The sequence below is a fragment of the Streptosporangium sp. NPDC000095 genome (assembly GCF_042899335.1).
Lineage (GTDB): Bacteria > Actinomycetota > Actinomycetes > Streptosporangiales > Streptosporangiaceae > Streptosporangium.
The window spans coordinates 381,614-394,113 of sequence record NZ_JBIAZS010000004.1 but is presented as its reverse complement, the minus strand read 5'-3'; the positions used below and the strand labels follow the sequence as shown (position 1 = coordinate 394,113).

General features: G+C 72.8%; 11 protein-coding genes. 8 read left to right on the top strand and 3 right to left on the bottom strand.

Annotated elements, in window-relative coordinates:
• Positions 1–9: 9 nt before the first annotated feature.
• The 8 genes from ACFY3V_RS12570 (at position 10) to ACFY3V_RS12535 (ending at position 8,189) form a co-directional block, all read left to right on the top strand.
• A complete protein-coding gene (locus tag ACFY3V_RS12570) occupies positions 10–1,578 on the top strand; it encodes a carboxyl transferase domain-containing protein (RefSeq protein WP_350944066.1) in 1,569 nt (522 codons plus the stop codon).
• 76 nt (positions 1,579–1,654) lie between these two features.
• Positions 1,655–3,625, top strand: a complete 1,971-nt coding sequence (locus tag ACFY3V_RS12565; RefSeq protein ID WP_389772731.1) for an acetyl/propionyl/methylcrotonyl-CoA carboxylase subunit alpha — start codon at positions 1,655–1,657, stop codon at positions 3,623–3,625.
• Positions 3,622–3,795, top strand: a complete 174-nt coding sequence (locus tag ACFY3V_RS12560) for a hypothetical protein (protein WP_362900687.1) — start codon at positions 3,622–3,624, stop codon at positions 3,793–3,795. Before ACFY3V_RS12565 ends, ACFY3V_RS12560 begins: the two co-directional genes overlap by 4 nt.
• A complete protein-coding gene (locus ACFY3V_RS12555; RefSeq protein WP_362900689.1) occupies positions 3,792–4,745 on the top strand; it encodes a hydroxymethylglutaryl-CoA lyase in 954 nt (317 codons plus the stop codon). The genes ACFY3V_RS12560 and ACFY3V_RS12555 overlap by 4 nt, the downstream gene beginning before the upstream one ends.
• A 2-nt stretch (positions 4,746–4,747) precedes the next feature.
• Positions 4,748–5,905, top strand: a complete 1,158-nt coding sequence (locus ACFY3V_RS12550; RefSeq protein ID WP_389772726.1) for an acyl-CoA dehydrogenase family protein — start codon at positions 4,748–4,750, stop codon at positions 5,903–5,905.
• Between the two features lie 142 nt (positions 5,906–6,047).
• Positions 6,048–6,977, top strand: coding sequence for a DUF692 domain-containing protein (locus ACFY3V_RS12545; RefSeq protein ID WP_389772723.1), 930 nt, complete (start codon positions 6,048–6,050; stop codon positions 6,975–6,977).
• Entirely contained in the window at positions 6,977–7,750 is a 774-nt protein-coding gene (locus ACFY3V_RS12540; RefSeq protein ID WP_389772720.1) for a hypothetical protein, read from the top strand. The genes ACFY3V_RS12545 and ACFY3V_RS12540 overlap by 1 nt, the downstream gene beginning before the upstream one ends.
• Before the next feature lie 301 nt (positions 7,751–8,051).
• Positions 8,052–8,189, top strand: a complete 138-nt coding sequence (locus ACFY3V_RS12535; protein WP_362900697.1) for a hypothetical protein — start codon at positions 8,052–8,054, stop codon at positions 8,187–8,189.
• A gap of 199 nt (positions 8,190–8,388) precedes the next feature.
• Here ACFY3V_RS12535 and ACFY3V_RS12530 read toward each other — a convergent pair whose 3' ends face one another.
• The 3 genes from ACFY3V_RS12530 to ACFY3V_RS12520 form a co-directional block, all read right to left on the bottom strand.
• The gene (locus ACFY3V_RS12530) at positions 8,389–10,341 is read right to left on the bottom strand and encodes an alpha/beta fold hydrolase (RefSeq protein WP_389772717.1); all 1,953 of its coding nucleotides are present in this window, start codon (positions 10,339–10,341) and stop codon (positions 8,389–8,391) included.
• Positions 10,342–10,471: 130 nt separating this feature from the next.
• Entirely contained in the window at positions 10,472–11,137 is a 666-nt protein-coding gene (locus ACFY3V_RS12525) for a response regulator transcription factor (protein ID WP_362900701.1), read from the bottom strand.
• On the bottom strand, positions 11,134–12,456 hold the full coding sequence (locus ACFY3V_RS12520) for a sensor histidine kinase (RefSeq protein ID WP_389772713.1): 1,323 nt from the start codon (positions 12,454–12,456) through the stop codon (positions 11,134–11,136). Before ACFY3V_RS12520 ends, ACFY3V_RS12525 begins: the two co-directional genes overlap by 4 nt.
• Positions 12,457–12,500 lie beyond the last annotated feature (44 nt).

Sequence of the window (12,500 nt, the reverse complement as noted above, 5' to 3'; positions counted from 1 at the left end):
GAGGCTCGTATGAGTGGCTGGCCGGTGCTGCGGAGCGCCTGTGATCCGGGCGGTGAGGGCTTCAAACGCAACGCCGAGGTGAACGAGCGTCTGGTCGCCGACCTCAGGGAGCGCCTGGCCGTGGCGGGGCTGGGCGGCCCCGAGAAGTCGCGCGCCCGGCACGTCTCCCGGGGCAAGCTGTTGCCCCGCGACCGCGTCGACTCGCTGCTCGACCCCGGTTCACGCTTCCTGGAGCTCTCCCAGCTGGCCGCGGGAGGGATGTACGACGACGTGGCCCCCGCCGCCGGGATCATCACCGGGGTGGGCCGTGTCTCGGGGCGCGAGTGCGTGGTCGTCGCCAACGACGCCACCGTCAAGGGCGGCACCTACTATCCGATCACCGTCAAGAAGCATCTGCGGGCCCAGGAGGTCGCCCTCCACAACAACCTGCCGTGCGTCTATCTCGTCGACTCGGGAGGCGCGTTCCTCCCCGAACAGGACGAGGTCTTCCCCGACCGCGAGCACTTCGGCCGGATCTTCTACAACCAGGCGACCATGTCCGCGCGCGGCATCCCGCAGATCGCCGCGGTCCTCGGCTCCTGCACCGCGGGCGGCGCGTACGTCCCGGCGATGAGCGACGAGGCGGTGATCGTCCGCAACCAGGGCACGATCTTCCTCGGCGGCCCGCCGCTGGTGAAGGCCGCCACCGGCGAGGAGGTCACCGCGGAGGAGCTGGGCGGCGGCGACCTGCACGCCCGCGTCAGCGGCGTCACCGACCACCTCGCCGACGACGACCGCCACGCGCTGCGGATCGTCCGCGACATCGTCTCCACCCTCGCGCCGCGCACGCCCTCCCCCTGGGAGCGCGTGCCCTCCGAGGAGCCCGCGCACGACCCCCGCGACCTGTACGGCATCGTCCCCGCCGACACCCGCACCCCGTACGACGTCCGCGAGATCATCGCCAGGATCGTGGACGGCAGCAGGTTCGGCGAGTTCAAGGCCGAGTACGGCGCCACGCTCGTCACCGGGTTCGCCCGCATCCACGGCCACCCCGTCGGGATCGTCGCCAACAACGGCATCCTGTTCGGCGAGTCGGCGCTCAAGGGCGCCCACTTCATCGAGCTGTGCGACCGGCGCAACACCCCGCTGGTGTTCCTGCAGAACATCAGCGGCTTCATGGTCGGCAGGGCGTACGAGGCGGGGGGCATCGCCAAGCACGGCGCGAAGATGGTCACCGCCGTCGCCTGCGCCCGGGTGCCCAAGTTCACCGTGGTCGTCGGCGGCTCGTTCGGGGCCGGCAACTACGCGATGGCCGGGCGCGCCTACTCGCCCCGGTTCCTGTGGATGTGGCCGGGGGCGCGCATCTCGGTGATGGGCGGCGAGCAGGCCGCCAACGTCCTGTCCACCGTGGGCGACGCCGACCCCGACGCCATCCGCGCGCAGTACGAGGAGCAGGGCAACCCCTACTACTCCACCGCCCGCCTCTGGGACGACGGGGTCATCGATCCCCTCGACACCCGTACCGTCCTGGGCCTGGCCCTGTCGGCCTCGGCCAACGCCCCCCTCGAACCCGTCGGCTACGGCGTCTTCCGGATGTGACCGCCCCATGACCCACTCAGCCCACTCGACTCACCAGACCTCCTCGGCACACGCGTCGCCGCCGCGCGGGGGCCGGATGTTCGACACCGTCCTCGTCGCCAACCGCGGCGAGATCGCTCTGCGGATCACCCGCACTCTCCGGAGGCTGGGCATCCGCTCGGTCGCCGTCCACAGCGACGCCGACACCGGGGCGCGGCACGTCCGCGAGGCCGACATCGCGGTGCGGCTCGCCGGCGGTTACCTCGACACCGACGGCATCCTCGCCGCCGCCGCCGCGACCGGCGCCCAGGCGGTGCATCCCGGATACGGCTTCCTCGCCGAGAACGCGGACTTCGCCCGGCGCTGCGCGGAGGCCGGGCTCGTCTTCGTCGGCCCGCCGCCGGAGGCCGTGGAGGCGATGGGCGACAAGATCCGCGCCAAGGCCACCGTCTCGGCGGCCGGGGTGCCGGTCGTGCCCGGCGGCGCCGAGCCCGGCGACGACCTGGCCGAGGCGGCCGGGCGGGTCGGCTTCCCCGCGCTGATCAAGCCGTCGGCGGGCGGCGGAGGCAAGGGCATGGTGCTCGTGCGCTCCGCGGCGGAGCTGCCGGAGGCGCTGGCGTCCGCCCGCCGCACGGCCGCCGCCGCGTTCGGCGACGCGACCCTGCTGATCGAGCGGTTCGTGGAGAACCCCCGGCACATCGAGATCCAGGTGATGGCCGACGCCTACGGCGGCGTCATCCACCTGGGCGAACGTGAGTGCAGCCTTCAGCGTCGCCACCAGAAGATCGTCGAGGAGGCGCCGTCGCCGCTCCTCGACGCCGAGACCAGGGCCGCGATGGGCGCGGCGGCGGTCGAGGCCGCCAGGTCCGTCGGCTACACCGGCGCGGGGACGGTCGAGTTCATCGTCCAGGGCTCGACCGGCGACTACTACTTCATGGAGATGAACACCCGCCTGCAGGTCGAGCACCCCGTCACCGAGCTGGTCACCGGCCTGGACCTCGTCGAACTCCAGCTCAGGGTCGCCGCCGGTGAGCCCCTCCCGCTCACCCAGGACGAGGTACGCCTCGTCGGCCACGCCGTCGAGGCCCGCGTCTACGCCGAGGACCCCTCCCGGGGCTTCCTGCCGACCGGCGGCCGGGTCCTCGCGCTGCGCGAGCCACCGGGGGTGCGGGTCGACTCGGGACTGATGGCCGGGGGCCTGGTCGGCAGCGACTACGACCCGATGCTGTCGAAGGTCATCGCCTGGGGCAAGGACAGGACGGCCGCCCTGCGGCGGCTCGATGGCGCGCTCGCGGCGACGGCCGTACTCGGGGTGCCCACCAACATCGCCTTCCTGAGGGCCCTGGTCGGTCACCCCGCCGTCCTCGCCGGAGACCTCGACACCGGTCTGGTGGAGCGCCACCTCGACGAGCTCGTCTCCCGCGAGGACGTCCCCGCCGACGTCCTCGCCGCCGCCGCCCTGGTGCTGCACCGCGAGCACGCGCCCGCGGGCACGCCCGCCGACCCGTGGGACGTCCCCGACGGCTGGCGGCTGGGCGAGGCGGCCTGGACCGTCCATCGGCTGGAGAGCCGCGACGGGGTCTGCGAGATCAGGGTCCGCGGCCTGCCCGCCTCGGGGGCCGAGGTCCGCCTGCCCGGCGCGGAGGCCGTGCGGGCACGGCTCACCGAGGAGAGCGGCGGCGAGGACGGCGACCTGCTCGTCACTCTCGGCGAGACCGCGAGACGCTACGCCGTCGCCAGGGACGGCGACGTCGTCTGGCTCGGCCGCGACGGCGACGCCTGGGCGCTCACCCGCCACCACCTGGGAGACCCCGGCGACCGGGCCGGCGCGGGAGGCGCGGGTGACGGGCTGGTCCGCAGCCCGATGCCGGGCACCGTCCTGGTGGTGAAGGCGGGCGAGGGGGAGCGGGTCGCCGAGGGGCAGCCGCTGCTCATCGTGGAGGCGATGAAGATGGAGCACACCGTGACCGCGCCGATCGGCGGGGTCGTCGCCGAGCTGCGGGTCCGCGCGGGCCAGGCGGTCGCGATGGACGCCGTGCTCGCCGTGGTCCGCGAGGAGGAGTCGTGACGGTCTCCGCTCAGGTCGCGGAGGCCGTACGGGAACGCGGGAAGGTCGCGACGCGGACGACCGGATGGGCCGTGACCCACGACGACGGCGGAGTCACGGCCGGATGGGTCGCCGAGGTCGGGATTCCGGCCACGGGGACCTCGAGGCACGAACCGGTGAGGGGGGAATGATGCGCGAGCCACAGAGGGTCGAGGCCGCGGGGCTGCCGGAACGGGTCACGATCTACGAGGTCGGGCCGCGCGACGGGCTGCAGAACGAGACCGCGGTGATTCCCGTCGAGGTCAAGGCCGAGTTCATCGCCCGGCTCGCCGCCGCCGGGCACCGCGTGATCGAGGCCACCAGCTTCGTCCATCCCAAGTGGGTGCCCCAGCTCGCCGACGCCTCGGAGCTGCTGGCGGGCATGGAACGGGTTCCCGGCGTGCGCTACCCGGTGCTCGTCCCCAACGAGCGCGGCCTCGACCGCGCGCTCGAACACGGCGTCGAGGAGATCGCGATCTTCGCCAGCGCCACCGAGACGTTCGCGGGCAGGAACCTCAACCGGACGCTGGAGTCGCAGTTCGCGATGTTCGAGCCGGTCGTCGCGCGGGCGCTGGAGCACGGCCTGAAGGTGAGGGCGTACGTCTCGATGTGCTTCGGCGACCCGTGGGAGGGGCCGACGCCCGTCGCCCAGGTCGTCTCCGTCGGGCGCAGGCTCCTCGACCTGGGCTGCTTCGAGCTGTCGCTCGGCGACACCATCGGTGTCGGCACCCCCGGCCACGTGGCCGCGCTGATCGAGGCGTTCGGCGGCCCGGACCGGCTCGCGGTGCACTTCCACGACACCTACGGCCAGGCCCTCGCCAACACCCTCACCGCCCTGCGCGAGGGCGTGACCGTCGTCGACGCCTCCACCGGAGGCATCGGCGGCTGCCCGTACGCCGAGAGCGCCACCGGCAACCTCGCCACCGAGGACCTGGTCTGGATGCTGCACGGTCTCGGTGTCGAGACCGGGCTTGACCTCGCCGCGCTGGTGGAGACCAGCACCTGGCTCGCCGCGAGGCTCGGCCGCCCCAGCCCGTCGCGGGTCGTCCAGGCCCTGGGCGAGCACCCGTCCCGCACCACCGCAGAGAACGCCGAGGAGTGATCATGCCCAAGCTGACCGAGGAGTACGAGGAGCTTCGCAAGACCGTCGAGGCGTTCGCCCGCGACGTGGTGGCCCCGGTGATCGGGGACCTCTACGAGCGTGAGCAGTTCCCCTACGACATCGTGCGGCAGATGGGCGCGATGGGCCTGTTCGGGCTGCCGATCCCCGAGGAGTACGGCGGCATGGGCGGCGACTACTTCGCGCTCTGCCTGGCCCTGGAGGAGCTGGCCAGGGTGGACTCCAGCGTGTCGATCACCGTTGAGGCCGCGGTGTCGCTGGGCGCGATGCCGATCTACCGGTTCGGCACGCCCGAGCAGCGCGCCCGGTGGCTGCCCCGGCTGGCCTCGGGCGAGATGCTCGGCGCCTTCGGCCTCACCGAGCCCGGCGGCGGCTCCGACGTGCCCGGCGGCATGCGGACCACCGCGGTGCTCGACGGCGACGAGTGGGTGATCAACGGTACGAAGGCGTTCATCACCAACTCCGGCACCGACATCACCGGCGTGATCGGCGTGGCCGCGATCACCGGCGAGCGGGCCGGAGGGAAGAAGGAGATCTCCACGATCCTGGTGCCGTCCGGCACGCCGGGCCTCACCGTCTCGAAGAAGTACTCCAAGGTGGGCTGGAACTGCTCCGACACCCGTGAGCTCTCCTTCGAAAACTGCCGGGTCCCCGCGGGCAACCTGCTCGGCGAGCGCGGACGCGGCTACGCGCAGTTCCTGCAGACGCTCGACGAGGGCCGCGTCGCGATCGCCGCCCTGTCCACCGGCCTGGCCCAGGGCTGCGTGGACGAGTCGCTGCGCTACGTCCGCGAACGCGAGGCGTTCGGTCACCCCATCGGCCACTACCAGGCGATCCAGTTCAAGATCGCCGACATGGAGGTCCGCACCCACACCGCCCGCCTCGCCTACCACCACGCGGCCGAGAAGATGCTCGCGGGCGAGCCGTTCAAGAAGGAGGCCGCGATCGCCAAGCTCGTCGCCGGCGACGCCGCCATGGACAACGCCCGCGACGCCACCCAGATCTTCGGCGGCTACGGGTTCATGAACGAGTACCCGGTCGGTCGTTTCTACCGCGACGCCAAGATCCTGGAGATCGGCGAGGGCACCAGCGAGGTCCAGCGGATGCTGATCGCGCGGGAGATGGGGCTCTCCGGCCTCTGACCCCGTTGCGGGGACCGGCCGGCGCGCTTTGCGGAAGTTTGACGAGGCGGCCCGGCGTGGCTCGGGACCCCGTCGGGCACGCTGCGGGTACAGCGGTTGCGAAGTGCCGGTGAACATCACTGCGAAGTGATGGGAGAAGCACATGCTGACAGGGTTGCCCGCACTGGGATCAGGGCTGGGACATCGCGTGGAGCTGGCCGAGGAGATCGAGGCGCATGCCGATCGGATCGACTGGCTGGAAGTGATCACCGAGCGCTTTCTGTTCGCCCCGGCCGACGAGCGTGAGCGGCTGAGAGGGCTGACCGACCGGTTCCCGGTCGTGCCGCACGGGCTGGAGCTGTCCATCGGCTCGGAGCGGGAGCCGGACGCGGCGTACGTGGAGGCGCTGGCCGCGCTGGTGGCCGACGCCGGCGCGCCGTGGTTCAGCGACCACCTGTCCTTCACCCGCACCGGCAGCGTCGACGTGGGGCTGCTGGTGCCGCTGCCGAGGACGAGGGAGGTCGCCCGGCGGCTGGGACGCAGGGCGGGGCGGGTGCAGGAGGCGGTGGGTCGGCCGTTCCTGCTGGAGAACATCACCTACTACGTGGACATGGCGACCCCGCTGACCGAGGCGCAGTTCATCACCGAGGTGATGGAGCACTGCGAGTGCGGCCTGCTGCTGGATCTGGCCAACCTCGACATCAACGCGCGCAACCACGGCTTCGACCCGCTGGAGTTCCTCGACGCCATCCCGGTCGAACGGGTCGTCCAGGTGCATCTGGCCGGAGGCGTCGACGGGGACGTCGACGAGGACGGGGAGCGGCTGTCCCTCGACAGCCACGGTGCCGCGATCCCGGCCCGGGTGTGGGGGCTGCTGGCGGAGCTGGTGTCCCGTACGCACCTCAACGCCACCCTGGTCGAACGCGACCAGAACTTCCCCGACGACTTCGGTGACCTGCTCGCCGAGATCGACCGCGCGCGAACCGTCCTGCGCTCCCGCCCCGTCGGCGACCCGTCGGCCGGGCGGATCGCCGACGAACCGTCCGGCCGACGGACCGTCGGCGGGGCGGCACAACCGGCGGGGGGCGCCTGATGGGCGTGCAGGACGCGCTCGCGGCGATGCTGACCCGCGAGGGTGAGTCCGCGCTGCTGCGCGAGGACCCCGAGAGGCTGCGGCTCCGGTACGGGCTGAGCGAGGCCGAGCTGGCCATGCTGGCCGGTGCCGCGGTTGGCGGTTACCGGGTGACGCGCGCCGGCGTGCTGGGCAAGCTGCGGTCGGCGATCGCCACCTGCCTGCCCGAGACGGTCGCCGAGCTCACCGGCGGTCACCGCGCCCTGTGGGAGGAGTTCGCCCGAGGTGTCGTACGCCGCCCGCAGCCGGCGGAGCGGCCGTTCGGTATCTGGGAGTCCGAACGGCTCACGGCCTGGCTCGCGGTCCACGCGACACCGCGGCTGGCCGCCTACGCCCGTTACGAGCTGGCGCGCGCCACGCTGGTCCACGACCGTGACGCGGCGCTGGCCGCCCGCGAGGCCGCCACCATGGCGGAACCCGGAGGCCGGACCGTGACCGGGGCGCTGCGGCTGTCGGCCGCCGTCCGGATCGGGACGTACACCCATGACGTCACCGCCGGGCCGCCGATCGGTGAGCTGCCCGCCGCGACGACGCGGGTGCTGTTGCAGCGCCGATGGCGGGCGCCCCTCCTGCGGGCCTACCGGATCGGAGACGGCACCGCCACGCTGCTCGCCCGCTGCGACGGCACCCGCGACGCCGTCCAGGTGATCGCCGCGGTGGGCGGCGACCGCGCCCGAGCCGCGGAAACGCTCACCCAGCTGGTAGTGGCCGGTCTGGTGTGGCCGCGATCCTGACTCCGCACGCGTCGCCCGGCGGGAGGATCCTTGCCGACTCTCGCGAGATCGCGACGGGGCGTCACCGCGAGGTGGAAGGCGGTGCCGGTCGTGACCGGCAGGGCTGGACGAGAGGCGCGTGCGGACCCCGTTCCGCCAATACCGGCCCCCGCCCCGGCATCCGGGGCGCGACCTCCCATGGGCGGTCGCCATCGATCCTCCGCGTCCGGCCATCCGGTGTGCCGGATCGCGGAGAAGCCGGCCCGGCATCGGGCCGTCATCCCGCCCTGCCCCGGCAGGCGTCGGCGAACGGAGGAACATCGTGAACGATGACACCACTCGTGAGGACAGGGGACCCGAGTTCGTGTTCGAGGCCGTCACTGGTCCCGACGGCAGGGAGACCACGGGCCGCTCGTGCTGCGGCGGTGGTCGCTGCGGCCACGACGACCCCGATGTGTGAGCCGGCCGTCTGAGGCGGCCGGACGGGAGGCAAGGGGTGGGTATGGGCCTCTCGTGGCCTTTTCTCCCTTGCCTCCCGTCGCATGGTTACCGGTTACGGAGGTCTCGCCGATGGGTGTCCCGGCCGCGCGAGCACCGGCTACGGCGATTCCGGGGAAAGACGTCCCGGTCTCATGAGGGTCCTGGGCCAGAAAAGGGGGTCAGTGCGAGGGGATCGTCGCGGTGAAGCCGTGCCCCGCGAAGGTGCCGGAGACGGCGGTGTCGTCCTCGGCGCGGAAGGGCTTCCATGACAGTTCCAGCGCGCGGGATCCGCCGCCACCGGTGACGGTGAGCCGGGCCGTGGCGTCGCCGCCGCTCAGGCGGACCTCGCCGTTCACGGTGAGGTCGCCGACGAAGCGGACGTCTCGCAGATCGACGGTGGCGGCCTTGTCGTCGAACGTCAGCGCGCCGCCGCGCAGGCCCGCCTGTGTGGCCGGCGCCCAGGGCGGGGTCCTGAGCGGGTTGCGCCTGGCGGTGGCGTCGGCGACGGTGGCGAAGGCGGCGGCGAGGACCCGGCGGTCCCGCGCGGGCAGGTCGGTGCCGCGCGCCTGGGGCACCCGCGCCACGGTCTCGGGGAAGGAGCCGACGGCGCGGTAGTTCGCGTCGTCACAGCGGGGTTTGTCGTCGAAGGCGTCCGGATCGGTGAGGAAGGCGCGCATCGCGTCGCGGACGCACTCGTTCACCAGGGCGCCGGTGGTGAGGTTGTGGCCGGCGAAGCGTACCCGGGAGAAGGTGGAGTCGGGGAAGCGCCGGGTCACCGCGGCGGCCTCCGCCGGGGTGGTGGAGTCGAAGTCCCCTCCCAGGGCGAGGACCGGCACCCGAGGGTGTTTCGCGCCCGGCGGCACGGGCGGGCTGACGCGAGGGGCCGGCCAGTCGGTGCAGACGTCCTGCATGCCGAGGATCGGACTCGCCGGAGGCGGTGCGGCCAGGTCGGTGACGGCGAACGGCCGGAACGGGCGTTCCCGCTTGTAGTAGCGATCCAGTTGGCGTCGCCGCTCGTCGGCCGGGGCGGTGCGCTCGAACGGGAAGGCGGTGTCGGCGCACATGTAGGAGAGCAGGCCCGCCAGTTCCGGCGCGCGCAGCGGCTGGCGCGGTGCCTCGTCGATCATTCGTGTGAGGCGGCGCAGCGGGAGCCGGTCGCCGTTCAGGTAGGCGGCGACGGCCGCGCTCGCCTCGCGGCCGACCATCGGCAGGTAGAGGCTGTGCGTCAGGTTCGTGAGGGACGAGAGCCGCAGCTGCGGATCGGGGTGGGCGCGCAGGTGCGGTACCAGCCTGGAGAGGAGGCCGGAGGGATCACCCGGCAGGCGGCGGCAGGCGCGTGAGGGGTCACAGGCCACGTCGAGCAGGTCGGCGCGGGAGCGGATCGGCGTGGTCACGTAACCGTCCTCGCCCGTGAGCACGATGCTGTCGAGCAGCACCCCGGAGAGGCCGTCCGGGTGGCGGGTGGCGTAGGCCTGGGCGAACACGGTGCCGTACGAGATGCCGTAGAACGTCACCTTCGGCACCCCCAGGGCTTCGCGGACGGCGTTCATGTCGGTGACGGCCTGGTCGGCGGTGAAGAACCGGGCGCGAGGACCCAGGTGGGCGACGCAGGCGCTCACGGTCTCCCGGCGCTCCAGGTCGAGCCCCGGGCAGAGCAGCGGGCTGGACTTCCCCAGCCCACGCGGCTCCACCACCAGGAGGTCGTGCCGGTCGAGCACCGGTCCCAGTGCCTCGGTCAGGAACGGCACCGCGGGGAGCGCCGGCGACGGCCCGCCCGGATTGGCCAGTATGGTCCCGGCCGATGGACGGCCGGCGTCCTTCCTGGGCAGCCAGGCGAACGCCACCGTGATCCGCTTTGAGGCGGGATCACTCCAGTCGAGGGGCACCGTCATCTCTCCGTCGCAGCGGGTCTTCGCGGCGGCACACGGATGTCGGAACCCGCCCGTGTCCTTCGTCTCTCCTGCCGTCTCCGCGGTCCCGGTCCGCGTGATCGTCTGGGATGTGTCGTGGTCGCGGTCGCGGGCGGCGGCGCTCTGGGTGGTGAGCGGCGAGACGAGAAGCGCCCCGCAGGTTGCCACGCCGACGAGCGCCGCCGCGACCCGGCGTGTGATGGATCGTTGGTCTGCGTTCATGCTTTCCAGGCTCGTCCGCGATCGGCCCCCTTTCCTCGGCACGGGGAACGGTTTCCCGCCTGGGAGCCGGGCACCGGCCGCTCTCCTCTTTTGGGAGTACGGTCCCAGAAGGGAGAACGGCCGGAAGGGCTCAGCCGGTGGTGCCCGGGGTGACGAACCCCGCCTCGTAGGCGGCGACCACGGCCTGGGCGCGGTCGCGGACGCCGAGTTTGGCGAACAGGCTGGTCACATGGTTCTTCACGGTGGAGGTCGCGACGTCGAGGGTTTCGGCGATCTCCAGGTTCGATCGCCCGCGCGCGATGAGGACGAGCACCTCCCGCTCGCGGTCGGTCAGCCCGGCGAGCTCGGGCGGCATCGTCGCGGGCCGGGGCCGTACGGCCCTGACGAAGGTGCCGATCAGCCGGGTCAGCAGCCGTGGCGCGACGACCGAGTCGCCGCGGTGCACCACCCGCACGCCCTCCAGGAGCTCCTCGGGGGAGATGTCCTTGGGCAGGAAGCCCGAGGCTCCGGCGCGCAGAGCCTCGACGACGTACTCGTCCAGGTCGAAGGTGCTCAGCGCGAGCACGCGCACGCCGGGCAGCTCGGCGGTGATCCGTCCGGTGGCGGTGACGCCGTCGGCCTCCGGCATGTGCAGGTCCATCAGCACCACGTCGGGGAGCAGGTCGCGGGCTAGGGCGAGTGCCTCCTCGCCGTCGCCGGCCTCACCCACCACGGAGAGGTCGTCCTGGGCGTCCAGGATCATCTGAAAGCCGGAGCGCACCAGCGCGTGGTCGTCGACGACCAGCACTCTGATCATGTCCCTTCCTCCCGTGAGGCCGGTTCGTGGCCCGGCTCCGGTCGTCCGGCGGTTCCCAGAACCGGGAGGGGCAGCCGGGCGTGGACCCGAAAGCCCTCGCCCGGCAGGGGACCCGTCTCCAGCCGCCCACCGCAGAGTGCCACACGCTCGGCCATGCCGCCCAACCCGAAACCCTCGCCGGGGTGGTTTTCGTGTCTCTTTCCGGCAGGGGGCACCCCGGGCCCGTCGTCGACGACCTCCACCTCGACCGCGGTGGGCCCGTACTCGACCCTCACCCTCACCGGGACGTTTCCCGCGTGCTTGCGCGCGTTGGTCAGGGACTCCTGGACGATCCGGTAGACGGCGTGGTCGACCGCCGCGGGCAGCCGCCCTGGGGTGCCGGTCACCTCCAGAAAGGCGGGCTGATCCGCCTCGCGGGCCCGGCCGACCAGCGAGGAAACCCTCCCCGAGAGGCCGGTTTCCTCGCCGGTGAAGGACGGGCTCTCGACGGGGGCCGGGTCGTCCGCCCGGTCGGCGCGCAGCACGTGCAGCAACTGCCGCATCTCCGCCATCGCCTCCCGCCCGGCGCGCTCGGCGCTGAGCAGGGCGGCCTCGGCCCCGGCGGGATCGCGGGCCATGGTCGTGCGCGCCGCCCCCATGAGGACCTGCATCGCGCTGATGTTGTGGGCGACCACGTCGTGCAGCTCGCGGGAGATGTGACGGCGCTCCGCCCGTACGATCTCCTCGGCGAGTTCGGCCTGCCTCCTGCGGATGGCCTCCGCGCGCAGCCGCGCCAGCCTGCCCAGCCCGACGAGCAGCAGCGGGACGAAGATCCCTACGGAACCGGAGTCCTGACGTTCGGCTCCGGTGGCGAGCTGGACGGCCGTCGACACCGACGGGTAGAACAGCCCCACCGCGACGGCCGCGACCCAGGCGCGCCGGGCCTCGCCGTACCTGCCCGCCGCGTACAGGGCCAGCATCGCCTGCAGGCCGTACCCCTTCCAGCCCGTCGACACGACGATCACGCAGTCACAGGCCACGGCGACGGCGACGGCGACGACCGGCCTGCTGCGCCGCCACAGCAGCGCCGCCGACGAGATCGTGAAGAACACGAACGCCAGGACGGAGAACCTGTCCTGCAGAACGGCGAGGGTGACGTACACCGCCCACACGCCCAGCGCGAGGAGCACGTCGGCGACCCGCGAACGGCTCGCTCCCGGCCATCGTGTTCGGAGCCAGGAAAGCCCGCGCACGAACCACGCCCCCGCCTTCGTGCGCGCCCCCGTGAGAGTGCCTCGCGCGTTGTCGAGGGTGGCCCGCACTCCAGAGGAAACCTTCATCGTCGCGGTCGTTCGCGGCACCGCCGGGCGCGGATCCCGCCCGC

Coding starts and splice junctions, on each gene's coding strand:
- ACFY3V_RS12570 (WP_350944066.1), top strand. CDS start 10: ATGAGTGGCTGGCCGGTGCTGCGGAGCGCCTGTGATCCGGGCGGTGAG.
- ACFY3V_RS12565 (WP_389772731.1), top strand. CDS start 1,655: ATGTTCGACACCGTCCTCGTCGCCAACCGCGGCGAGATCGCTCTGCGG.
- ACFY3V_RS12540 (WP_389772720.1), top strand. CDS start 6,977: ATGGGCGTGCAGGACGCGCTCGCGGCGATGCTGACCCGCGAGGGTGAG.
- ACFY3V_RS12545 (WP_389772723.1), top strand. CDS start 6,048: ATGCTGACAGGGTTGCCCGCACTGGGATCAGGGCTGGGACATCGCGTG.
- ACFY3V_RS12520 (WP_389772713.1), bottom strand. CDS start 12,456: ATGAAGGTTTCCTCTGGAGTGCGGGCCACCCTCGACAACGCGCGAGGC.
- ACFY3V_RS12525 (WP_362900701.1), bottom strand. CDS start 11,137: ATGATCAGAGTGCTGGTCGTCGACGACCACGCGCTGGTGCGCTCCGGC.
- ACFY3V_RS12555 (WP_362900689.1), top strand. CDS start 3,792: ATGATGCGCGAGCCACAGAGGGTCGAGGCCGCGGGGCTGCCGGAACGG.
- ACFY3V_RS12550 (WP_389772726.1), top strand. CDS start 4,748: ATGCCCAAGCTGACCGAGGAGTACGAGGAGCTTCGCAAGACCGTCGAG.
- ACFY3V_RS12530 (WP_389772717.1), bottom strand. CDS start 10,341: ATGAACGCAGACCAACGATCCATCACACGCCGGGTCGCGGCGGCGCTC.